General features: G+C 42.9%; 16 protein-coding genes. 11 read left to right on the top strand and 5 right to left on the bottom strand.

The window, feature by feature from the left end; genetic code table 11:
• The first annotated feature begins 23 nt into the window (after positions 1-23).
• Positions 24-1,433, top strand: coding sequence for an MFS transporter (locus EC604_RS26000; RefSeq protein WP_123066934.1), 1,410 nt, complete (start codon positions 24-26; stop codon positions 1,431-1,433).
• 115 nt (positions 1,434-1,548) lie between these two features.
• Here EC604_RS26000 and EC604_RS26005 read toward each other — a convergent pair whose 3' ends face one another.
• On the bottom strand, positions 1,549-2,748 hold the full coding sequence (locus tag EC604_RS26005) for a helix-turn-helix domain-containing protein (RefSeq protein ID WP_123066935.1): 1,200 nt from the start codon (positions 2,746-2,748) through the stop codon (positions 1,549-1,551).
• A 200-nt stretch (positions 2,749-2,948) separates the two neighbouring features.
• Between EC604_RS26005 and EC604_RS26010 the strand changes: the two genes are divergently transcribed.
• The 6 genes from EC604_RS26010 (at position 2,949) to EC604_RS26035 (ending at position 13,332) form a co-directional block, all read left to right on the top strand.
• Positions 2,949-5,405, top strand: a complete 2,457-nt coding sequence (locus EC604_RS26010) for a glycoside hydrolase family 3 C-terminal domain-containing protein (RefSeq protein WP_123066936.1) — start codon at positions 2,949-2,951, stop codon at positions 5,403-5,405.
• A 37-nt stretch (positions 5,406-5,442) separates the two neighbouring features.
• Positions 5,443-6,978 (top strand): NAD-dependent epimerase/dehydratase family protein, encoded by a 1,536-nt coding sequence (locus EC604_RS26015; RefSeq protein WP_240037228.1) that lies wholly within the window; start codon positions 5,443-5,445, stop codon positions 6,976-6,978.
• 27 nt (positions 6,979-7,005) lie between these two features.
• The gene (locus EC604_RS26020; protein ID WP_123066937.1) at positions 7,006-9,603 is read left to right on the top strand and encodes an alpha-L-rhamnosidase; all 2,598 of its coding nucleotides are present in this window, start codon (positions 7,006-7,008) and stop codon (positions 9,601-9,603) included.
• 186 nt (positions 9,604-9,789) lie between these two features.
• Positions 9,790-10,719: an ABC transporter permease gene (locus tag EC604_RS26025; protein ID WP_123066938.1), complete on the top strand. Its 930-nt coding sequence runs from the start codon at positions 9,790-9,792 to the stop codon at positions 10,717-10,719.
• 11 nt (positions 10,720-10,730) lie between these two features.
• Positions 10,731-11,606 carry a carbohydrate ABC transporter permease gene (locus tag EC604_RS26030; protein ID WP_123066939.1) on the top strand — a complete coding sequence of 292 codons (876 nt, stop codon included), beginning with the start codon at positions 10,731-10,733 and terminating at the stop codon, positions 11,604-11,606.
• A gap of 19 nt (positions 11,607-11,625) precedes the next feature.
• Positions 11,626-13,332, top strand: coding sequence for an extracellular solute-binding protein (locus EC604_RS26035; RefSeq protein ID WP_123066940.1), 1,707 nt, complete (start codon positions 11,626-11,628; stop codon positions 13,330-13,332).
• A 99-nt stretch (positions 13,333-13,431) separates the two neighbouring features.
• Here the strand turns inward: EC604_RS26035 and EC604_RS26040 are convergent, their stop codons facing one another.
• On the bottom strand, positions 13,432-15,114 hold the full coding sequence (locus EC604_RS26040) for a histidine kinase (RefSeq protein WP_123066941.1): 1,683 nt from the start codon (positions 15,112-15,114) through the stop codon (positions 13,432-13,434).
• A gap of 180 nt (positions 15,115-15,294) precedes the next feature.
• Between EC604_RS26040 and EC604_RS26045 the strand changes: the two genes are divergently transcribed.
• The 4 genes from EC604_RS26045 (at position 15,295) to EC604_RS26060 (ending at position 22,101) form a co-directional block, all read left to right on the top strand.
• Positions 15,295-16,944: an extracellular solute-binding protein gene (locus tag EC604_RS26045; protein ID WP_123066942.1), complete on the top strand. Its 1,650-nt coding sequence runs from the start codon at positions 15,295-15,297 to the stop codon at positions 16,942-16,944.
• Between the two features lie 52 nt (positions 16,945-16,996).
• A complete protein-coding gene (locus EC604_RS26050; RefSeq protein ID WP_123066943.1) occupies positions 16,997-19,837 on the top strand; it encodes an alpha-L-rhamnosidase in 2,841 nt (946 codons plus the stop codon).
• Between the two features lie 208 nt (positions 19,838-20,045).
• Entirely contained in the window at positions 20,046-21,035 is a 990-nt protein-coding gene (locus EC604_RS26055; protein WP_123066944.1) for an alpha/beta hydrolase, read from the top strand.
• A 313-nt stretch (positions 21,036-21,348) separates the two neighbouring features.
• Positions 21,349-22,101, top strand: a complete 753-nt coding sequence (locus tag EC604_RS26060; protein ID WP_240037238.1) for an SDR family NAD(P)-dependent oxidoreductase — start codon at positions 21,349-21,351, stop codon at positions 22,099-22,101.
• A 150-nt stretch (positions 22,102-22,251) separates the two neighbouring features.
• On the opposite strand, the gene EC604_RS26065 is transcribed toward EC604_RS26060, so the two are convergent.
• The 3 genes from EC604_RS26065 to EC604_RS26075 form a co-directional block, all read right to left on the bottom strand.
• Positions 22,252-23,016 carry a nucleotidyltransferase domain-containing protein gene (locus tag EC604_RS26065; protein WP_205127955.1) on the bottom strand — a complete coding sequence of 255 codons (765 nt, stop codon included), beginning with the start codon at positions 23,014-23,016 and terminating at the stop codon, positions 22,252-22,254.
• A 103-nt stretch (positions 23,017-23,119) separates the two neighbouring features.
• A complete protein-coding gene (locus tag EC604_RS26070; RefSeq protein WP_123066946.1) occupies positions 23,120-24,100 on the bottom strand; it encodes a BtrH N-terminal domain-containing protein in 981 nt (326 codons plus the stop codon).
• Positions 24,094-24,948, bottom strand: a complete 855-nt coding sequence (locus EC604_RS26075) for an AraC family transcriptional regulator (RefSeq protein ID WP_161557053.1) — start codon at positions 24,946-24,948, stop codon at positions 24,094-24,096. The genes EC604_RS26070 and EC604_RS26075 overlap by 7 nt, the downstream gene beginning before the upstream one ends.
• Positions 24,949-25,159: the final 211 nt, after the last annotated feature.

Raw genomic sequence — 25,159 nt, forward strand, 5'->3', positions numbered from 1 at the left:
ACTAGATACCGGAGGGAAACAGTATGGGAACCATAGTAAATGAACAACCCATTGTAACCGAGAACGCTAAGCCCAAACAACCTGAACGAGAAATTCCGACACGCAGATTACTTGGAGATTCCATGGGACAATTTGGTCTTAACATCTCCAGCGGCTTGCTTGGATTAATTACGTATTATTATACCGATGTGGTCGGTGTATCCGCTGCAATTGTTGGTACAGTGCTGCTGTTAACTAAAATATTGGATGCGTTTGCAGACGTTGGTATGGGAGTGCTTGTTGACCGCACCAAGTCAAAATACGGGCAGGCTCGTCCATGGCTTCGATGGATGACCATCCCGATGTTCGTCTCGCTGCTGCTCGTATTTTCTGTTCCAGATATCAGTCCAACTGGTAAAATAATATATGCTGTTGTGACCAATCTTATCTTTTATATTCTTGTGTATACACCAACATCTATTCCGTATTCCAGCCTAATGGCACTAACGACACGTAACAACTATGAACGATCATTGATGGGGATTTTCCGCTCCGCAGGAGGATATTTGTCCGGTATGATTGTTGCCATTGCTTTTATTCCGATGGTAACAGCTATGGGGGGAGGACGAAAGGAATGGACGATCTTAGCCGGTGTATTTGCTGCAGTTGCTGCCATCGGTATTTTCGTTGCCTTTTTATCCAACAAAGAAAAGTATAATAATGTTCAATTGGATGAACTTGGTTTTTTCCAGGATAAAGTTCCGCTGTCACAAGGTCTTAAAATGTTGTTTGCAAATAAGTACTGGGTTCAAATCCTCATCGTGATGACAGTTGTAAATGTATTGTTTGCTCTTAACGTTGCTGCAGGCAGCTATTTTGCCAAATACATTTGGGGAAATGTAAGCCTGGTTGGTTTGATGGGGGCAATCGGTCTGATACCAGTTGTTATCGGATTCGCACTCTCTGGACCGTTCATCAAACGTTTTGGGAAACGCAATACAGCCTTGGGCGGCATTATTATAGCTCTAATCGCAGCTGTGATTAGACTGATCTCACCGGAAAGCATTGTTCTGGGACTGGTCTGCTCCATCTTTCAGGCTCTAGGTACGATTCCACTTATGGCCGTTGGTACAGCTCTGACAACGGATACGATTGAATACGGGGAATGGAAGTTCAATAAACGTCTGGTTGGATTGACCAATAGTGTTATCGCATTTGGTTCCAAAGTAGGAACAGCAATTGGAACCGCTATGATCGGTTGGTTTCTTGCATTAGGGGGATACGTGGAGCAGGCTGCTACACAAGGAGCAGGAGCTAAACAAGCTATTATTGCCCTGAACATTTACGTTCCCATTGTCATTTTGCTTATTCTTGCTGTAGCCTTGTATAAATATAAACTTGATAAAGAATATCCTAAAATCATTCAAGAATTGGATGCCAGAAAACATTCCTGATTCATTGAAAAAGAAGCTCTCCCATAAGGGAAAGCTTCTTTTTGTTGGCCGTTTTAAATACGTTCTGTTAGAAGATAAACTCTACTGGCTCAAGACACTTAATTCAATATTAGGATCATTTATTCTGGCGCACACCATGGCTGCTCTGTTGCCTGAAGTGAGCAGGTGTAATATTTAATGATTTTTTGAAGACGGTCTGAAAGTGACTTTGACTGGAGAAACAAAGATAGTTGCTAATTTCGCTAATGGGTTTGTTCGTATAAACAAGCAAATTTTGAGCTTCCTTTAGCTTGCAATCCATAATAAATTGATGCAGGCTTTTGCCGATTTTTTTTTTGAAAGTGGTCGATAGATACGTACGACTGTAACCAAAATGTTTTGCCACATAATCAACGGTCAAATTCTGATGCACGTTATTATAAATATATTGAATCAAACTTCGCATACTTACGTCATCTGCTATATCATACCTTGCGGCTTGGACTCTCCTAGCAAAATTAAACAATGCCTCTTTCATGAAATTTTGAATGGATTCAGGCGTCGATAATTGTTCAATCTCTTGGAGATAGAGATCGGATAACTGAAAAGCAACTTCTGTATCTAATTGCCCCCGAATGGCTGCTCGCGTAGCCAGGGCAATCGCGACAATCGATGTATTTTTCGTCTGACGAATTGTGTCCCCAGCGGTCATACCCTCATGAACCATAAAAGGCCGTTCCAAAAACTGTTTAAGGCCAACTTCATTACCGTTCTCAATGTAATAACACATCTGGTTTTCAATCTCGTAGGAATTGTTAAAATATAAGTTTTCTTTATTCTCGTAAATTCGTTTTGTTTGCTCGTTGTTAATTTCCTTCATCGAATTCATTTGAAGTAAGTCCAAGTAACTCATCTCTTGGCCGTTCACAAAATAATGAATGGTCACAAGATGATTTAGAAATTGCTGCAGCGGCATTGGAGTGATCTGCTTTAGAAAACTTTCGAAGTTTGCTTCATCTTGACCGGAAACGACAAAGGCTTTTTTAGCGATACGCAGTGTGTCTTTCAAATAAGGTGTTTGACTGACGGGTCCGACAAGAATAACATGGCCCGGAAGGGAACTGACTTTGATCGCACCATAATAAGCAAAGAAGGAAGTAGATAAATATGCGACCTCTTCGTGTGAAAGCAAAAGCTCAGAGAGATACTCCAGTGGCGGATGAGTTAACTCGCTCTGAGCAGGATGACTAAATGTTTGGTGCTGATGGTTATACAAATATGTCGGAATCAACGTAGACTGGTAGAGAAATTTTAATTTCTTTTGTATGCTGTTCAACAAAATCTCCTCCGGGTTAAACAAATGGTTGAAGTGCGAGCTTTCTAATCATTATTTTCAAAAATATCAAACTCGTCTAAGGCAGTCAATATATTTAAAGAACAAATCTGAAATTTACATTACATATATGAAAGATAGCATTTCCATAATGGAATACAATAAATCTTAACTAATGCATCCGGAGCGAAGGGAGAAGGATCATGCAGACCGTTAATGAACTAATTCAACGTATGACGGTAGAAGAAAAAGCGGCTTTAATGGCTGGTGTGGATTTTTGGAAAACAAATTCTATTCCGAGATTATCCATACCATCTATATATATGACGGATGGGCCTTGCGGCTTACGCAAACAAGGAGAGAAGGCAGACCATCTCGGTCTAAACAACAGCGAGCAGACAACATCATTTCCCACAGGAGTTACGCTTGCTGCCAGCTGGAACCGGGATAATATTCGTAAGATGGGTGCAGCTATAGCGAAGGAGTGTCACCATTTCGGGGTTAATCTTCTCCTTGGTCCTGCTGTTAACATTAAAAGAAATCCCAAGTGCGGCAGAAACTTCGAATATTTCTCTGAAGACCCTTACCTCTCGGGAATTCTTGGCAGCGCTTTTGTCGAGGGTGTTCAAAATGAAGGGATTGGAGTCTCCCTGAAACATTTCGCTGTAAACAACAACGAAAATTATCGTTTTATGGGAGATTCTGTATTGGATGAGCGTGCATTACGTGAGATCTATCTCAGAGCATTTGAACGAATTGTCAAAAACACAAAGCCAGTAACTGTAATGAGTGCATACAACAAGATTAATGGTGTCTTCTGTTCCGAAAATCACAGACTATTAACTGAAATTCTAAGAGAAGAATGGGGTTTTGATGGTGCGGTTATCAGTGACTGGGGTGCAGTATCTGATCGGGTAGATGGCATTAAGGCGGGAATGGATCTGGAGATGCCAGGTGATTGCGAATATTTTAGAAAGTCAATTATAGATACAGTTCATAGTGGTGAATTACCAATTTCTGCGCTGGATCAGTCGGTGAGCAATATTTTGAAGCTGATTCAGCGTACACACGATATTCAGTACGGCCTTGCATATGACAGAGAAGAACATCATAACCTGTCAGGTGAAATCGCAGCCGATAGTGCTGTCCTTATGAAAAACGATGGCATCCTGCCATTAGATTCGTCCCAAAACTATGCTGTCATCGGTGAATTGTTTGAGAAGATGCGTTTTCAGGGGGCCGGAAGCTCTTTGATCAACCCAAGCAAGCTTACTTCTCCAAAAACTGCTTTTGATCAACGCGGCATCCGCTACGATTATGCAAGTGGCTACAGAGAGTCCGAGTTTGAATCAGAACCGGAATATGTTAATTCAGCTATGGCAAAGGCACAGTCAGCGGATGTTGTTCTATTCTTCGCAGGACAAACCGATTATACAGAAAGTGAAGGGTATGACCGGGAGTCGATGACATTACCTGATAATCAACTTGCTCTTCTGCGCAAGCTGGTCCAGCTGAACAAAAAAATTGTTCTTGTATTATTTGGGGGTTCACCTGTCGAATTGCCTTTTGAAGATGAGGTTCATGCGATCTTGAATATGTACTTGCCTGGCCAAGCAGGAGGCGAAGCTGCGGCTCAACTCCTTTTCGGAGAAAAAAATCCTTCCGGGAAACTGGCGGAGACATGGATGAAAAGTTATACAGATGTACCCTTTGGTGAACAGTTTGTGCAACAGAAGTCCGAGCTTTACAAGGAATCTATTTACGTAGGCTATCGCTATTATGATTTTTTGCTGGGAGAGGGTGTGCGTTATCCATTTGGTCATGGACTTAGCTATACACAGTTTGCTTATGAATCGCTGCAAGTCCAGCAAGATTCAGAAACGTTCATAGTCACATGTGAAATCTCGAATACAGGGCAGATGGAGGGTGGAGAAATCATACAGGTGTATGTTGCAAACCCAACCTCAGATGTGTTTAAGCCTACCAAGGAACTTCGTGCTTTTGGCAAAGTATATTTGAAGCCAGGTGAGAAAAAGCAAGTAAAAATGAGTTTTACCCTAAGCGACCTCGCTTACTATCATGTGGACCGGAAAGAGTGGGTTGTAGAAAATGGGGACTATCAGGTCTTGATTGCTGCTTCAGCAACCGATATTCGGTTGTCAGCCAGCCTGTCTATCACCAGCCAACCTGACATTGCAAGCCCGTATTCTCGCGAACAATTAAAGCATTACTTCTCTCCACATTTGTTATCTCAAGTGAGTATGGAAGAATTCGAAGTTCTACTTGGGAGGAAAGTAACGAGATCATCTAATAAGGAATCAACGAAATATACTCTGGATTCCAGATTGGATGAATTGCGGGAATCCTTTATAGGGAATTTATTTTATACATTCGTTATCGGTATTGGCAAAAAACAGTTTAATCGATCACAAAAGATGCCTGAAGGTCCCGAGCGGGATATGCAGCGCAAAAATGGCATGTTTCTGATGAAAATGATGCCGAATAACAGCATTCGTTCCATGTCCGTGTCCAGTACAGGCCGTTTTGGCTACCATATCGCAGCAGGGCTGATTGACTTGCTGAATGGTCAGATCATGCAAGGCATCAAACGCATGCTTCGAAAAGAACGTTTGTCCCCTCTGCCGAAGGACCAGAAGTGACTACACCTTAAACCACGAACATACAGGAGGAAACAACATGAGTCAGCGCATGATCAGCAAAAAACGTGTTTTTATTACTGGTGCATCCGGTGGTATGGGACAGGAAAGCTTGAAAAGAATGGTCAAAGACAGCCATTTGTATGACATTGTTACTTTGTGTCTGGATACGGAAAAGGATCGTAAGGCCCTGGAGCCGTATCAAGAATTGAAAGAAGTAACCATAAAGTATGGAGACATACTGGATTATGAAAAGGTGCTTGAATGTGTCAAAGACGTAGATTTGATTCTTCACATTGCTGCATTTGTGTCACCTGCTGCAGATTATTTCCCCAAGAAAGCTATGGAAATTAATTACGGTGCCGTCAAAAATCTGGTGAGTGCTATATACGAACATGGCCAAGAGGAACATACCAAGCTGGTATTTATCGGAACCATCGCAGAAACCGGCGATCGCATGCCACCTATCCATTGGGGGCGAGTAGGTGATCCCCTTAAACCAAGCATGTTTGACTATTATGCCGTTTCTAAAATTGCAGCCGAGCGTCTTGTGATTGAATCCGGACTCAAATACTGGGTAAGCCTGCGTCAAACCGGAATTATGGGACCCGCCATGAGTAAAATTATGGATGCGATTATGTTTCACAACTGTCTGGACAACGTCCTGGAGTATGTATCAGACCGTGACTCTGGCAGAATGATGGAGAATTTGTGCAATTATGAGTTTACAGGCAAGCTGCCCGAGGATTTCTGGTGTCATGTTTACAATATAGGAGGCGGGGAATCCTGCCGTGTCAGTACCTATGAGATGTACCAAAAACTATACGGGGCAATTGGTTTCAAAAACCTTGACCATGTGATTAATCCGAAGTGGTATGCCACTCGTAATTTTCACGGACAGTATTACCTCGATTCGGACAAGCTAAACGATTATTTGCATTTCCGTCAGGACGGGATGGATTATTTTTATCGTTGTTACCTTGAAAATCTGGGTTCTCAGGCAACGGCAGCGAAAATTCTGTGTAAACTTCCGTTTGGCGAACGAATCATGGGAACTGTCATGAAAAAAATGTTTGAAAAACCGGCCCGAACGGAACATGGCACACTGCGGTTCATTGAAGAAAATGTGGAAGACCACATTGATGCGTATTGGGGCAGTAAAGAGGCATGGAACAGCATACCTGATAAATTAAGCGAGTTCCAGCATTTCAAAGACTGGAACACCGTAGTTCATATTGATCATGGATACGATGACACCAAACCTGAGCGGGATCTCGGAATTGATGACGTAAAGTCGGCCGCTGCATTTCGGGGAGGACAATGTTTGTCCTCAGAGATGGAAAAAGGAAACTGGAGAAATAAGTTGAGTTTTACATGTGCATTTGGACATACATTCCAAGCCAGTCCGAAGCTGGTGCTGCATGCTGGTCATTGGTGCCCTGAATGTGAACGTGAGAGTTGGAATTATGCTGAACGTGCAAAAGTAGATCCATTTTTTGCTCAAGTATGGACTCCGTTACATGCTCCGAATGAGACCAGAGTTTATAAAAAAATAGTTTCTGAGCTAGATGTATAATATTTTGACAAGGCAGGAGAGGCCTCAATGTTAATGCTATCTTCCATCAAGATCAACGGATTGGAATCCGGCTGTATTACAGATCATGCACCCATGATTTCGTTTGCACTTTCTTCGGATCGAGCTGGAGAAAAGTTGCATGAAGCCATCATTGAAGTCGGTGACTGGCGTGTGACCACCTCAGATCAGATTAACAATCTTTACACGGGGCCGCTAAAACCGCATACGGAATACCATGTCAGGATCATAGCAACTGGAACCAGTGGAGAACAGGCAGAGCAGTTTGCTTTATTCAAGACAGGCAGAATGGGTACAAAATGGTCTGCTCAATGGATTACCGATATGTCTTACGATTTCCCTAAAAAGGTTTCTCCTGTACCTATGACATTTCGCCGTAACTTTGAACTCACACGGACGGTGACAAGGGCGTGGATCAACGTAACGGCGCTGGGGGTATATGAACTTACTCTGAATGGTGAAAAGGTGGGGAAAGATTATTTTGCTCCAGGGTTCACTTCATATGATCATCAGATCCAGTACCAGACCTATGATGTTACACATCAACTGAAATCATCGAACGCAGTCACAGCTGTAGTAGCGGGGGGATGGGCTGTCGGTTCATTCAATTATGTTCGTAAAAATAAAATTAGTGCTGATCGTCAAGCATTATTATTGGAACTGTACATCGAGTATACAGACGGTACATCAGATTTAATCGTTACCGATCCAACGTGGGAAGTTACTCTGAATGGAAACTATCGTATGGCAGAATGGTATGACGGGGAACATTATGATGCCACCATTGATCTTAACCATGTACATTGGAAGCCGGTAGATGTAACCCACCCTCGCAAAAATCCGGAATTATTAGCTCAGTATGGTTTGCCCGTGCGTGTACAGGAAGAATTGAAACCGATATCCCGCTCAATAGCGCCGAGTGGTGAAATCATCTATGATTTTGGTCAAAACTTTGCAGGCGTTATCCAAGCCAAAATTGTGGGGAATCACAATCAAAAGGTTGTGTTTCGACACGCTGAAGTATTGGTAGATCAGGAACTATTCGTAAAATCTTTGCGTACCGCGAAGGCTGCTGCGACATATGTTTGTCTGGAAGGAGAGCAAACGTATTCACCTCGGTTGACTTATATGGGATTTCGTTATGTTGGTTTGACCGGGATAGATCCGGACCAGATTGAACTTTCGGCTTATGTACTACATTCTGATTTCAAGGAGATTGGTCATTTTTCATGTTCCAATCCACTCTTAACACAGCTTCAGAGTAACATCCGTTGGGGAGGACGCTCCAACTTTGTTGATATTCCAACAGACTGTCCGCAACGGGATGAACGTCAGGGATGGACAGGGGATATTGCTGTTTTTGCTTCAACGGCTTGTTTCAACTTCGACATGAGCCGATTCTTTGATAAATGGTTGATGGATATGCGAGCAGAGCAATCCAAAGGTGGCGGATTTCCTATGGTTATTCCCCGAGGTGGAGATCACTGGCCTGCAATGGCTAATTCATGTTGGGGAGACAGCAGTATTCTGGTCCCTTGGGCTGAATACTTGGCACGCGGCAATAAACAGGTTCTTGAAAAACAATATGTTTCCATGAAGAAATTTCTAAAAGCAGCGAAATGGTGGTCTTCTTTCCTAGCAGTCTCGCCTGCTGATCGTTATGTTTGGCGTTTCCCGTTCCATTTTGGTGACTGGGCTGCACCGGAAGGAGATGCCAAAGCATGGATTAAAAAAGGGAAATGGGTAGGCACCGCTTATTTCGCTAACTCGTGTGGCATTATGGCAAAGATCGCTTCCATTCTAGGGCACACCGAAGATGTATCCTATTACTACGATTTAAGAAAAAAAATTATCACCGCGTACCGGAACGTATTTACTGATAAACAGGGGAATATGAAAGAAGAATTTCAGACGGCCTATGTGCTCCCCCTTCATTTCGGCATGACGGAAGGTGAGGAAACAAAGCAAATGGTGAATAATTTGACTCGATTAATTCACGAAGCGGGAAATCACCTTACAACAGGCTTTACCGGAACCCCTTATCTACTGTTTGCCCTGTCTGACAATGGACAGCTTGACGCAGCATATGAACTGCTGTTACAGGAGGAATGTCCATCCTGGCTATACGAGGTGAAGGCTGGCGGGACAACGATCTGGGAGCGCTGGGATGCACTGAGACCTGATGGAACTGTAAATATTGAAGAACTAAGCGGCAATAAATCTGCAGAAGAATCGAATGGGGGAATGGTTTCCTTTAATCATTACGCGAATGGAGCTGTGGGCGATTGGCTTTATAAAAGGCTTGCAGGTTTGGAGTCCACCAGCGGCGGATATCAGACTTTCCGAGTCGCTCCTATGATTGGAGGAGGCATTACTTGGGCTAAAGCTTCTACGATAACCCCTTATGGCCTGGCGAGTGTAGACTGGAAACGGGATGAACATCAATTCCATGTCGAGGTTACAGTCCCCGTTTCTACAACATGCTCTTTACACATGCCCAATGGAGAGATACACATTTTGACGAGTGGACAGCACAGCTTCCGATGCTCCTTGAATACAAATGCTCCTGTAAAAAAAAGTTATAAAGAGCAAATCGTTGTACATTAAGTTAGTCCAGAGAACGGTCTACGTAATGAAGTCGCCTGTATGGCGGCTTTTTTTACGATCAGCTTTTTCATCTATAAGTTAAGAAAACGCTATTCACCCTTTGTATTGCATTATATCCCGCAGACTTGTATGCGCTTACAATAAATCCATTAATACTATTCTACATCAGACATGAGGAGGTCTCATATGGAGTTGGCAGCCCCAAAAAAGGACAAAGTGAAAATCAATAGACGAGGAGATCGCTGGCAGCTCTACTTAATGTTAAGCCCCGCCGTGCTATTGGTTCTTGTATTTGTCTACATGCCCCTGGGCGGACTAGTCATGGCGTTTCAGGATTACAAACCTTATCTGGGGATAATGGGGTCCGAATGGGTAGGTATGGAACATTTCAAATTTCTATTTGAATATCCAGATAGCGTGCAGGTCATCTGGAATACACTTCGGATCGCGGTGTTAAAACTGGTTTTTGGTTTTATTTCGACGATGGGCTTTGCACTGCTGATTAATGAAGTCCGCCGCAAAGTATTAAGAAGTACTGTTCAAACATTTGTTTTTCTCCCACACTTTCTCTCATGGGTTGTTCTAGGCGGTATTTTTATTGAGCTGCTTAACCCGGACAGCGGTCTTATTAATCAGGCACTGCAGGCATTAGGACTCAACCCCATCTTCTTCCTGGGTGATAACAACTGGTTTCTGTTTACAGTGGTATCGAGTGAAGTATGGAAAGAGTTCGGATATGGTTCCATCATTTTCCTCGCGGCCATAGTCGGAATCAATCCAGCACTGTATGAAGCAGCACAGATTGATGGAGCAGGCAAATGGAAACAGATGTTGCATATCACTTTGCCATCTCTAATTCCAACAATAGCTGTGGTACTAACACTTTCACTCAGTCAAATACTGAATGCAGGCTTTGATCAAATCTTTAATTTGTATAACCCTCTGGTGTATGAAAAAGGTGATATCATCGATACTTTTGTTTATCGGATCGGTCTGATTGATGGTAACTACAGCTTCTCTACTGCAATCGGTTTATTCAAATCCATTGTCAGCCTGATTTTAATTCTGGGTGCATACCGGATTGCCTACAAAGTAGCTGACTATAAAATTTTCTAAGGTGGGATCTTATGCAAGTGATGTCTACGCCTCAGCGCTGGTTTCAGACATTTAATAATGTACTCATGATATTACTAGCACTAATTTGTGTTGTACCATTGCTACATGTTGCTGCCATATCGCTAAGTTCAACAGAAGCCGTTATGGCAAACAGAGTTACTTTTTTCCCGATCGATATTACCTTTAACTCCTATCTGAAAGCACTTGAGAATCCCGCTTTCCTGCCAGCGATATGGATTTCAATACAGCGTACCGTGCTAAGCCTGGTGCTCGGACTTATGATCAACTGTATGGCAGCTTATGTGTTATCCAAAGGCGGCGGGAGGGACGGCATCGCTGGATACAAACTGTTTGTAAGTCTGTTTGTGGTTGCGATGTTGTTTAATGGCGGGCTAATTCCTACCTATCTGCTCGTCACCAAAATTGGCTTGTATAATTCCGTCTGGGCACTTGTGCTTCCAGGTTTGGTCAACGTATTTTATCTCGTTCTCATCATGAATTTTTTCAAAGCATTACCGAAGGAGATCGAAGAATCTGCTTTTATGGACGGAGCCAATCATTGGCAGGTGTTCTTCAATATGTTTCTGCCGCTATCCTTGCCTGTCCTTGCAACTGTAGGCCTATTTATGGTGGTGAACGATTGGAATGAATGGTTTGCGGGCTCCATTTATATGAGGGGAGACAATGTACCACTCAGTACGCTCCTCAAATCTCTAATTGCTGTACCGGTTGTCGATGCCAGCAATGTGAATGACATTGCGAAGATTAACAATCGTTCTATTCGGGCAGCTCAGGTCTTAATTGGGGCTATACCGATTTTGCTCATCTATCCTGTGCTTCAAAAGTTTTTTACAGCCGGGATTGTTATCGGTGCAGTAAAAGAATAATTCCATTGGGGGGAAAAGTATGAAAAAACAAAGAAAAATGATGTGGGGATGTCTGCTTCTTGCGATGAGCTTTAGTCTGTTAGCCGCTTGCAGCAATAAAGAAGAGGCAGCCAAATCGAATGAGCCTGCAAAAGAAATTAAAATTGTGAATGGAAAAATCGAGCCTGCGGTATCGGTAACAATGGTGAGAAGCGAGGACCCTACAGTCAAATTCAAAAATGGTGAAAACTATATGGACAATGTTCATACCCGCTGGGCCAAAGATACGCTCGGCGTAGAAATGAAAACGTTATGGACATCCTCTGCGGTAGATTACGACACCAAATTGAAGCTAATGTTGTCTTCCGGGGACAAGATACCTGATTTATTCGTAGCTAACTCAAGCCAATCCAACACGATCAACACTTTTATTGACTCAGGAAAATTGCTTGACGTAACAGAAGCATTCGACAAATACGCATCGGATACCTGGAAAGCAGCTCTCGCAGAGGAACCCACCGCTTGGTATCCTTTCATAAAAGATGGCAAAAAATTTGCCATACCGGTAGTTCGCCCTACAGCTGGAACCCAGTCTGTACTTTGGATCAGACAGGATTGGCTGGATAAGTTAAACCTTAAAGCACCAACCACATTGGATGAGCTGGAGAAGGTGATGGATGCTTTTGTGAATCAAGATCCTGATGGCAATGGAAAAAAGGACACTTTAGCTCTGGAACTCGCGATGAAAGATCAAGTAGTCGGCTCACCTATGGGTGATACTTCATGGTTCTTTGGAATGTTTGGAGCTATACCGGAACGCTGGTATCCAGACACGGATGGCAACCTCAAGTATGGATCCATTCAACCAGAGGTCAAGTCAGGTTTGAGCAAACTCAATGAGTGGATGAACAAGGGATACATTGCGAGTGACATTGCTCTGCACGATTTTAATAAAGTAGCTGAGAACGTTGCCTCTGGAAAAGTGGGTATGCTGGGCGGAGAAAACTGGATGATGGTATATCCAGGATCGATGCTGCTGGCATCCAACCCCAATGCGATTTATAATCCATATTCGATTCCGAAGGGAGCAGATGGCAAAAATATGCGAACAATCGCGGATCCATACACGAGTGCGATCCTGATTAATAAAGATATTTCAGAAGAAGCTCTACAGGCGTTTTTCCATTATCAAAATGCATTGTACGAGGCCTACAACTCAGATGATCCATTGCTATTCAAGGGTTTTCAGGATGGATACGATTATGTGATTGAGAATGGCAAAGCCGTTATGGATGAGAGTAAAATTACAGGTGGCAAAGTTTCAACGATGAAATATACGATTACTGGCTCGGACGCCGTATATCCTTCCAAAAGATTGGAAGCCAATGTTAAAATGGCTAAAAACGAAACGTTGAGTAATCAAGAGTTAGCGGCACTGGCACCAACTGGTATTCTTGGCAATGACGCATCTAATCCTTTGGAGGCCTTTTCTTCAAAAGCTTTGCTGGTTGCAATGGATCAGAGTGATATCGATGTACCAGAGTATTTCCAAGGTCCTTCTACCAAAACGATGCTTTCCAGGCAGGAATTATTAACCAAAATGCAGATTGACTCCTATATTGAAATTATTTATGGCAAAAAGCCCGTCGATGAATTCGATTCTTTTGTTGCAAAGTGGAGATCATCCGGAGGAGATAAGATCATCAAAGAAGTAAATGAATGGTATGATACCGTGAAGCAACAATAGGCGAGAGAAAAGGCACCTGGATTTAAATAATCCAGGTGCCTTTATTTTGTTGCAAATTATTGGTTAAACGGAGGAGAATCCATGAGTCATTTCCATAGCTCACTCCATGTTTTCTTTCGGTTGTGGTTCAAGAGACCAATGTAGCTGGACGCGCAGACCCCCAAGCGGGCTTTGCTCAAACTCTAGATGTGAGTTAACAGGATCATGTATTCTTAGGCGTTCCGAAATGTTCCAAAGCGCACATCCCACCGTATCGATCGGAGGTTTTGAGATCCTAGCCTTAAGCGCATGGATATCATTCGTACTCATTCCTTTACCGTCATCATCTATCCTGATGCAGATCCCATGCTCAATACGTTTTATTGAGACGTGTATGACGCCAGAATCACGCTTTGTTTCAATACCATGGATGATACTGTTTTCCACCAAAGGCTGAATGAGCAGTTTCGGAATCGGCACAGTCTTTAATTCCTCCGGAAATTCAATCTGATAGGAGAGCCGATCCATGCGCAAGCTCTGAATTTTAAGATAGTTGCGTATGATCCCCATCTCTTTTTCCAGGGTTGTCATAGGTTCGTCCAATCGCGTCGTATACCTGAAATATTCAGCCAGATTTTGAGTCATGGCTGTCACCGCTTCCTCATTGCCCAATCTCGTCATATTGTTGATAAAGAAAAGGCAATTATACAGAAAATGAGGATTAATCTGAGCCTGTAGCTGCTTTAACACGGCTTCCCTTGCTACAATTTTCTCTTTATACACTTTTTCAATCAGATCCTCGATTTGCCCAGCCATATCATTAAATTGTCCATATAAAAAATCAAACTCGTTACTGCTCTCCCGCTGTATTCGATAAGAGAAGTCCCCATGCTTCAAAAGTCGAACACCTTTCAATAAGGCGAGAATTGGAATCTGTACTTTACGGAAGAGAACCACAATGATCGTGATTCCTGCGATAAACAGCATGATACAAGAAGCATAGAACCAGATCTGAGTGAAACGAATGGGTTGTAAAGCCCTGTCAAGCGGCATGAAGTCAATTAAATACCATCCGAGCTGATGAGAGTATACATAGTTTACGATATACTTTTCTTCGTTTACAGACACGGTTTCAGAACCGGAGGTAGGTTGAAGATGTTTTGCGATCTCCTTTACAATATTAGATGTTACCGGACTGGCCTTCTTACGTGTGATGGAGTCCCCGTTAGTATTATAAAATACAGACTCATTCTCTCCCTGATGGGAGTTCTCTACAATATCTTCAAGATTACTTCGAGGGAACTCAAGTCGGATAATAGTCTGGGGCATCACTTTATATTTGTAGTATTTATCTGATGCTTTATCAAAATGCCAACCTGTATTATTGGAGTTAACGATAGGAGCTTTCATGCCCATCTCGGAAGAAATAATCCATTGTTTCAAAAGTGTAGAATAGATGGAGATTTTGTTGTTCCATCCTTCTGACAAACTTTGAAGATTGACTCTTGTAGCAATATTCTGAATTAATTGTACCTGTTCGTAGGAGCTCATCACATCAACCGAGCGTAACAAAGCAATGGAGTTGTCTGTTTCCATCGAGATGGATAACATGTTTAACCGGTCCAGGCTTTGATCCAGCGAATTCACTACAAATTGGACACGATTGAGATTATTCGTTTCAATATCCTTCTGCACCGTATCCACACTGGATTGAACAGAAAAGGTATACATGATAAGAACAGCAGCAAGCATAATAAACGTAATTGCTACCATACTCAGAAATGTTCTGTATTTCTCTCTCAATCTGAAATTCCCCCTGACAAGAACTAAATTCACCTTATTGTAGGCTTGCCAACTCTGAATTACAAGCCATTTAACTTACATATAGAAGTAAGGTTAATAATGAATTATGTAATGTTGATAAAGCGTTATTTAGACTCAACCACTGGCACGATATGATGATGATGAAGGAGCTTGATTCGTATGAACTGGAAACAAATTTATCTTTCTCTTTCATTCTTATGTCTGATCCTGCTCACTGCAGGATGTAGCCCTAAAACGCCACAACCTGAGCCCGATAAATCGGCAGTTGTGCTGACAACGGTCAATATGAATGACCCGACTACCGTATATAAAAACGGCGAAAATGCTACAGATAATGTACATATCCGCTGGGCTTATAACACGCTGGGTGTAAACATTCGTACAAAATGGAGTGCTCCAGTTGAAGACTATGATATGAAGCTTAGGCTAATGCTCTCTTCCGATGATGTATTACCTGATGTTTTTACGTCGAATGTGATGGATACGGTCAACACGTTTATGCTTTCAGGAAAACTCTTGGATGCAGGAGAAGCTTGGGAGCGTTATGCTTCGCCCACATGGAAAGCAGCAATGGCAGAGGTGCCAGAAGCCTGGGAGCCTTTCGAGATCAATGGAAAGCGTATGGCTATTCCGATCATTACGGAGCAAGCATCACAGTCTGTTCTCTGGATTCGCAAGGACTGGCTGAAGCACTTGAACCTCGAAGCTCCTAACAATCTGAAAGAACTGGAAACGGTCATGACTGCCTTTACCTATGACGACCCGGACGGAAATGGCATACAGGACACGTACGGTATTGATTTTGCAATTAAAGACCAGTACGTCGTCTCACCGATAGGGGATATCTCATGGGTATTCGGTGCATATGGAGCGATCCCGAGCATATGGAGCAAGAATGAAAAAGGCCAACTCGTGTATGGAAGTGTTCAGCCTCAGATCAAACAAGCGCTTGCGACATTAAAATCATGGAAGAGAAAAGGTTACATTGGAAATAACCTAGCACTTCAAGACTTTAGTCAAGTAAATCAAAACATCATTGATGGAAAAGTAGGGATAGTTGCTGGCCCCCGCTGGTTTGGTGACTATCCTTTCCAGCAACTAAAAGCCAAGGAGCCGTCAGCCGAGTTTGTACCTTATCCCATTCCTGCCGGGATGGACGGAACCGCGGCCCGCTTGAAAGGAAACTCATACAGTGGAGCATTGATGATTAATCGGCATATTTCAGAAGAAGCATTGCAGGCATTTTTCAGGTATCAGAACTATTTATACGAAGCAACAGTGACCAACGATCCTTTGTATCTCAGCGCTTATCAAAATGGTTACGATTATGTTCTAAACCCTGATGGATCCTTAGATAGCAACAGCAATGATATTCCTGGGGGGAAGGTGCAAACGTTTAAGTACACCCTCATGGGACAATACGCCAGTTACCCTTCCAGAATCAAAGCAGCTCTACTGAAAATGGGCCGAGGGAAGAATCTCAATTCACATGATCGCGCTGTTTTACTAAGTATGGGGGTTGATCCCAAGGATGAAATTCAATCCCCTATCATGCAGGCAGATGCTGTAGTGATGCAGCAGAGGCAGATTGATCGCAGCAATCTGTTTCAAGGTCCCCCGACCAAAACGATGCAAGCTCGAAACGCCTATTTGCAAAAAAATGAGCTGGAAACTTTTAACTCGATCATTTATGGAGAGGAGCCACTTGCTACGTTTGATGAGTTTGTACAAAAGTGGATGAATTCCGGAGGGAGACAAATTACAAACGAAGTGAACGAGTGGTACCGCTCCACAGAGACTAGGCCATAACATTGAATCATTTACAGCTGAATTTCGCGAATCAACATAGGAGGTTACTTAGATGAAGATTACGAAGCTAAAAACAAATCATATCTCCAATCCGTTAGGATTTGAGATATCCAATCCAAGCTTTTCTTACATGGTTACGGATACTACGGCAACGAAACAAATTGCGGCACAGATCGAAATCGCTGTTGATGAATCTTTTTCACAGATCGTATTTAACAGCGGGCAGAAACAGGATATCGATTCACTTTCGTACTCACCAAACTTGGAATTAGCTCCACGGACGCGATACTTCTGGAGAGTTACCGTGTGGAATGAACGGGGTGAACAAGCCGTTAGTGAAACTGCCTGGTTTGAAACAGCGAAAATGGATGAATCCTGGACGGCCATGTGGATTACACCTGATCTGGACAGGGATATTCATCCCGTGATGAAGAAAAGCTTCGAATTAAGAGGTCCGATTACTCAAGCAAGAGCCTACATTTGCGGTTTGGGCATCTATGAATTGGAATTAAACGGGGTCAAAGCAGGGGAGGAATATCTGACTCCGCATTATAATGCGTATCACAAATGGTTGCAATATCAGACATACGATATTACAGATTTGCTGCAGGAAGGAACAAATTCGGTAGATGTGCGTCTGGGAAACGGGTGGTACAAGGGCCGTTTTGGTTTCGAAGGTGATACGACAGCCAATCTGTATGGTGATCATTTTGCTTTGTTGTCCGAATTCGTGATCACTTATGCCGATGGTACAGAAGAGGTCATTCCATCGGACCTGTCCTGGCATGCCACTCGCTCCCATGTATTGGATGGCAACATCTATGATGGGGAAATTTACGATGCCACACTGGACGTAAGTGAAATTTATCCGGTTCGCGAAAGCGATCTGGGATACGATCGGCTTCAAGCCAGAAGAAGTCTCCCGGTAGTCATCAAGGAAACTTTGAAACCTGTATCTGTTCTGACCACACCAGCGGGTGAAACCGTGATTGATATGGGACAAAATATGGTCGGCTGGCTTCAATTCCGCACAACAGCACCCCGAGGAACCATGATCCGCTTGCAATACGGCGAAGTATTGCAGGAAGGGAACTTTTTCCGTGAAAACCTTCGGTCAGCCAAAGCGGAATACGTATATACAGCAAATGGTGAGGAAGCCGTTGTACGTCCATACTTCACCTTTTACGGCTTCCGCTATGTCAAGGTAGAAGGCTGGCCTGGAGAGCTGGATGTGAATGATTTTACAGGCTGTGTAGTTTACTCCGATATGGATCGCATTGGTTATCTGGAAACCAGTCACGCCGGCGTAAATCGTCTATTCCAAAATGCACTTTGGGGACAAAAGGGGAATTTCCTGGACACGCCTACAGATTGCCCTCAGCGGGATGAGCGCATGGGCTGGACTGGAGACGCACAGGTCTTCTCAGGCACGGCTAACTACAATATGGACACGTATGCCTTTTTTAATAAATATGGTTATGATTTGTGGATGGAGCAAGAGGATCGGGATGGAATGGTTCCAATGGTCGTTCCTGTGGGCCGAGTGCAGGGCGGTGGCTCAAGCGCTTGGGGAGATGCAGCAACAATTATTCCTTGGAATACGTATGTACATTCCGGAGATAAGGCTATCCTGGAGCAACAATTCGATAGCATGAAAGCATGGGTGGATTACATCAAACGTTCAGACGAAGAGTCCGGAGGATCACGCCTCTGGACAGTAGGTTTCCACTTTGGTGATTGGTTGGCACTAGATGGAGATAATCCCGATTCACCGATGGGCGGGACAGATAATTTCTTCATCGCTTCTGCATATTACGCGTACTCCTCGGACATCGTTGCCAAAGCTGCTAAGGTGCTTGGGCATGAGGAACTTGCTGCCTCCTACGAAAAGCTGGCCCAAGAAGTTAGAACAGCAATTCAAAATGAATTTTTCACAGCAAACGGGCGTTTGGCAGTGGATACCCAAACTGCATATGCGGTCGCCTTGTATATGGATCTCGTACCCGAACAGTATACAGCACGAATTGAGGAAGACCTCCGCATGCGTGTTCGCAAGGATCAAAATCATCTGAGAACCGGTTTTGTTGGTACGCCATATTTGAATCGTGTTCTGTCAGCACACGGAAGTAATGATGTGGCTTACACACTCTTGCTTAATGATGATTACCCTAGCTGGCTGTATGCCGTTAATTTAGGAGCTACAACGATCTGGGAACGGTGGAACTCCATCTTACCCGATGGGAAAATTAGTGAGAGCGGTATGAATTCGCTAAATCATTACGCATATGGTGCAATCGTGGAATGGATGTATCGTCACATGGCTGGCATCAATCCTGCTGAAGATCAGCCTGGTTTCCGTCATACCGTGCTTGCACCAATGCCAGACTTCCGAATTCAGTGGACAAAAGCCCACATTGATACAGCATCTGGAGCTTACAGAAGCGAATGGAAGTTTGATGAGCATGGCAAATTATATTTGAGCTTCTCCGTTCCCTTTAATGCAACAGCAACAATTAAGCTGCCACGCGCAATTATTGACCAAGTCATTATGAACGGGATTGCACTATCTGATGCTGGCCTGCCGGTATTACAGGGTGACCATGAAGTCTGTATTGAAGTAGCAAGCGGCAATTACGACTTTAATTATATGCCTTCTACTCCATACAAACAAACACTGAGTACACGTACACCTCTCAATGTGCTGCTTTGTAATGAAGAGAGTCGGAGTATGCTGCAAGAACTTTCACCTACGCTTGCCTCTCTGGACCCTTCAACCATTGGTCCTATGGGAGAAGCGAGCATACGCGATCTGTCCAGTTATCCTTCGTTTAACACACCAGAGGAAGAACTGGATGAGTTGGATCTCAAGTTGATGACGATTCAACTGGTTTAAATTCAAATCCCTTTGTTCATGGTTGGACACTTCGATGAACACTACAATTGAACCGCGATCTTGCGGTTTTTTTGTTTGGAATGATTTCTTCGGATTTCGCTATTTGATCTTTGTATCGCGTTATAGCAAGGCCAATCTCTGAAATCTACAATGGAAGTATCCCTTTTTCTTTGAAACCACACTTATAAAAAAGGAGACCTGCACGTGTATGAAAGTTCTATCGTATGACTTGAGCAATACAAATGTTACCCTGACTGGCTATCTGCTGGATTCATCACCCGAGATGCCAAATATGAAACAACGGCCTGCGGTACTTATCCTCCCGGGCGGAGGGTACAGAGCCTGCTCTGATCGAGAGGCTGAACCGATTGCTATGGCTTTTTTGGCCGAAGGATATCAGGCTTTTATTTTACGTTACTCGCTCAATCAAGATGCTGCGTTTCCACAACCTCTCAACGATGCAGAAGAGGCAATGAAGCTTATTCGCACACATAGTGCAGAGTGGGACATCCATCCGCAAAAAATTGCCGTCTGCGGTTTCTCCGCAGGTGGACATTTGGCTGCAGCACTAAGTACGATGGGTTCTGATCGTCCTGATGCTTTGATTCTTGGTTATCCTTGTATTCTCGAAGAAATGAGTGCGATTTTTCCGAATCCTGTCCCAGGTGTAGATCAGAAGGTGGACCATCTCACACCACCGACATTTATATTCCACACATTCGATGACAAGCTCGTTCCTGTGAGTAACTCCCTTGCTTTTGCTGATGCTTTGACTCGCCAAAACGTACCTTTTGAGATGCATATTTTTCCTACAGGTACTCATGGGCTGTCCCTTGCCCGTCCACAAACGTCAATGGGGCTGATCAGCATGGTGGAGCCCTCGGTTGCACAATGGTTTAGTTTATGTACAAACTGGATGACTCGTGTGTTCGGAGAATTTGCTGCAGATCTCGAACACTTACCTGAGGAAGAGGTATTGGAGTACAGTCTGGATGTAAAACTAGGGGCATTATGGAAGAATGACAGCTGTAAAATGTTGATTCTTGCTGCTATGCCGGAGATTGGAGAGGAACCTCATCCGGATGCCATGGGAGTACCACTGGGTGTAATTATAGAATATGCAGGGGACGTATTAAACGAAGAAAAGAAAATGCAACTGAATGATTCTCTGCGGCAAATTCCGGTAATTCATTCTTAGAAATTGCAGTAACAGCGAAATACATTCAACTAGGGAGGATCACATGACAAACTACAATGAGAACATCAAAATTTCGGAATTATTAAATAACGCGGAAGCAACTGCACTTCTTGCTAAACATCTGCCAGAGTTTATTAACGAACCTTCATTCAAAATGGCTTCCCATTTTACACTCGATCAACTTGCCGCTATTCCTCAGGTGGATTTGCCTGAAACGATTTTGGCTGCATTAAAAGCAGATCTCGCTAATGTAACTTTTGTAGAAGAAGAGACTTCAAAGGCAACTCAAGCAGTAAAGAAAAAATCAGATTCTCTGGCTGGGAAAGTGATTACGATTACGGGAGCGGGTAGTGGCATCGGTAGAGCAAGTGCAGTTCTTATGGCTTCAAGAGGAGCTAAATTAGTACTGGTTGATTTTAACGAGGCTACGGGTAACGAAACTCTTGAACTTGTGAAAGAGCAAGAGGGGGAAGCCATCTTCGTTCAAGCGGACGTATCTAACGAAGAGCATGTTCAAAACTATATCCAAAAAGCAGTCGAAACATTTGGCAAAATCGATGTTGCATTTAACAACGCTGGCATTATCCAGAAATTCCAACCTTTCCACGAAACAGCGCTGAGCGATTTTTCACGAATTATTGATGTCAACCTGAAGGGGATTTTCCTCGGTATGAAGCATGCGCTCAAGGTGATGGATCAACAAGGCCATGGCCATGTGATTAACACAGCCTCCACAACTGCAATCCGTGCAGAGCACAGCCTGGCTGCGTATACAGCAAGTAAACACGGTGTTGCCGGTTTAACGAAAGCAGCCGCCATTGAATACGTGAGAAAAGGGATTCGTGTGAATGCAATATGCCCTGGCGGTGTAGCAACTTCACTCACAGCAGCTGTGCCGCAGATGCTTCAGGATAGCGATTATATGCCGGAAGAATTCCCTAATATGCGTATGGGACGTTATGCCGAGCCCGAAGAACTTGCTGAGCTTGTAGCATTCCTCGCATCAGATGGATCGAGCTATATGACCGGCTCCATAATTTTAGCAGACGGCGGACTTACTCTCTAACATCTAAGCGAATACGTTTAACAGAATCCAACTATTAACCCAAACAAGGCCACCACACTCAGAAAGTGATGGCCTTGTTTAGTTTGTTCAAATTCGATCCCTAACAATGGGAGATGATATTTTGAAAATTTCGTATTGGCTTTATTCTACTTAGCGATCCGCTAGCGGCGGTTCTTGATCGATCCAGTTCCATTCATTGTTGGCCACAAAAATAGTAAGCGCTTGCTCGAATGCAATGTTAGGATTATAGAATCCAAGCATGACCTTCGCGTAATCCATGCATTTTTCGTAATTCGGATGAGCGATGAGATCATTAGTCAATTCTACAAAGCCTTCCGGTTTATTCGTTACTCCAGAGACGGCATTCATCAGACCTTTATGGCAGGGAAACAACTGATGATTTATCGCCAAAATTGCCCGACCGGAAAATAAAACTAAATTGCTAACAGCATGGGAGAGCAGATAAGGATTGTTTTTTTTGACGGCTTCTCCAGCAAAATAGAAAGCGTGCAAGTAAATTTCCGCATAAAAATCCATTATATTTTTCTCGCGATTTTGCTCCGGGTAAACAGGGATTCGCTGAAGAAGTTCATCCAATTGAGGAATTGTTGAATACACTGCCTTGGAACCCAAGAAAGAATACCTTGTAGGTTCACTGCCTTGTTCAGCAGCGAGTTCCAAAAAACGATAATTGATAATCTTGCCATCAATATACCCTTCAGGATAATCACAGATCTCATGATTGGTATATGATAGTTGATGCTGCAATTTTCTCTCTTCAAAAGATTCATCTGTAACGACAATGTAAACGTCAATATCCGAGTTTTCTCTGGCTTTACCTTGGGCGATTGAGCCCGCCGTTATAATGGCTCTGATCGTAGGGTCAGGTTTTAAAAGCTCGACCAATTGATTCAATGCGATCTGATGATGCTGAAACATAAAAAATCACTCCTGTATGATTTGATAACTTCATCTAACTTCAAATTTACAGAAGCGAACAAATAAGATATATAGTGGATTACGCCAAATCCTGCAGTTGATTAAGCAATTCACTCTCATTTTGAATAATAAAGAGCATTTTATTATATATTTTCTGACGCTGATTCACGGGATCGCCGGAAAAACTACTTTTGATGGACTGATGCATGATAGCATCCCATTTTCTAGCAAGCTCCAAGTAGTGTCTTCCAATCGTATGGAACATATCTTCCTGAGATAGTTCATGTAAATAAAAGATAAACGACGCATATCTAAGTCTGGCCAATGAAAACCTCATCCATTGAAAGATAGCGTGTTGTGTATCTATTTTGGGATCTGAAATAACGATTCCTTCCTCTGAGTAAGCCTTGGCAAAATCTTTTAAGTTCCGAATACTATTTCTCATTGTTGGGATGCTCGTTTGATCATGTAAACTGGAAGATAGCAGTCCTTTCCAATCGTTGTGAGAAGAGCAGGGATCCGTTAAACGAAAGATAGCATAGTAAAATGAGATGTTCAAAAACAATTGGAGTTCCATCTCCATATTTTTTTGTCCATAATACGCATCCACCAGCATTATTTTCTGGTCTTTCTGGTCTATGCCTACAGCAAGACAGGAATGCCGTGCATGCGTTTTGAGATACCCGTCAGACCATGGACAATAATACACATCAATACCTACCAGTACAGCCATGCCAGCATCTAACTCAGACTGCAGCATATCTAGAAATGGCTTTTCATCCTCGTTGCTGTTCAGCGTAGTCCCACTGAAATTTCTGTCTCTAAAATCAACTTGTATACCATGATAGGTGTCCAGGTAACCCAGATTTAAACGAGGATAGACGACGCGATCCAGCAAAAGTTGTTGTGCATCAGCATTGTACTCAAAAGCCCATGCATCGGCATACATCGTTCTCGTATCTCTTCCTAGCCAAGTGGAAATCGTTCTGAAGTGGTCATCAATACAAGACGTTACTTGAAATTGGGTATTAAAGCTTTTGAGCGGTTGTATATCTAACATGTTGTATCCTCCCGAAGTAGTTCAGCAGAAATCCCTATGTATTGCCTGTATGCCCCTGGAGTAGTTCCATAATGTTCTCTAAATAATTTGTAAAAATATTTCATGTCATCGATGCCAATCGCTTGAGCAATTTTTTGAACACTCCAATTTGAATACTCCAGCAGTTTGCAACTGTATAAAATACGAATGTGTTGTAACATCTGAATATAACTGATACCCGTTTCTTTTTTAAACATTCGTTGAAAGTTTCTTGTACTCATCGCAACAAGCTGGCTTATTTTTTCAAGTGTAAGTGTATCCCTATAATGGGTTCCCATATATTGAATGGCTTGGTGTATTGAAAAATCCTTAATCTCGGTCTTTCTGTACATCTTCTGCTGATTACTATTGTAGATAATGTAGAATAGTTTATTTAGTAACTGGCATTGAGCAGCAGCTAAATAAGGCGCAGCAGGAGCCTCCTGTTGATGTAACATTTGTTTGAATACGTTGCGAAATTCATTACGCCGCTCGACGAACATAGACCAAGTGCGTCCTCCACGAAAAAATGATTTCTCCAAAAATGGCTTATAGAGACAGTTCATAATATATAACGGGGCCTTTTCTTTCAAATCCAGTGGTTGAAACACATGTGATACGCCAGGAGGGATGACAAACAAGTCGCCTTTGGAAACCAGGATACATTGATCCCCAATCTGATGAAGCCCTTCTCCTTCATATACATAAGCGATTTCAACAAAATCATGGTGATGCATCATCGTAAACGGCTCTTCTTTTGTCAGCTTCAAATGGACGGGGGTGATAGAGTCAAAAAAATACTCTTCTCTAAATTCGATTGAATCGTGCATGATCAGATTCCCTCCGCTTCGTAAGTCATTTGGTAGGAAGCATTGCTTACGGACAGTATATCTATATTTTTTGGCGTATTCAACCATATATTGGATTCTCTGATCTTGTTAGAATGGGTTCTACACCATTTATAGCGTTGTGAGAGGGGAGTGATCATTTTCAATACTTCTGAACAAATGATGCCTCGTAATTCCAATGATCGTTTTAAAA

This window comes from Paenibacillus amylolyticus (genome assembly GCF_003719335.1).
Taxonomy (GTDB): domain Bacteria; phylum Bacillota; class Bacilli; order Paenibacillales; family Paenibacillaceae; genus Paenibacillus; species Paenibacillus amylolyticus_D.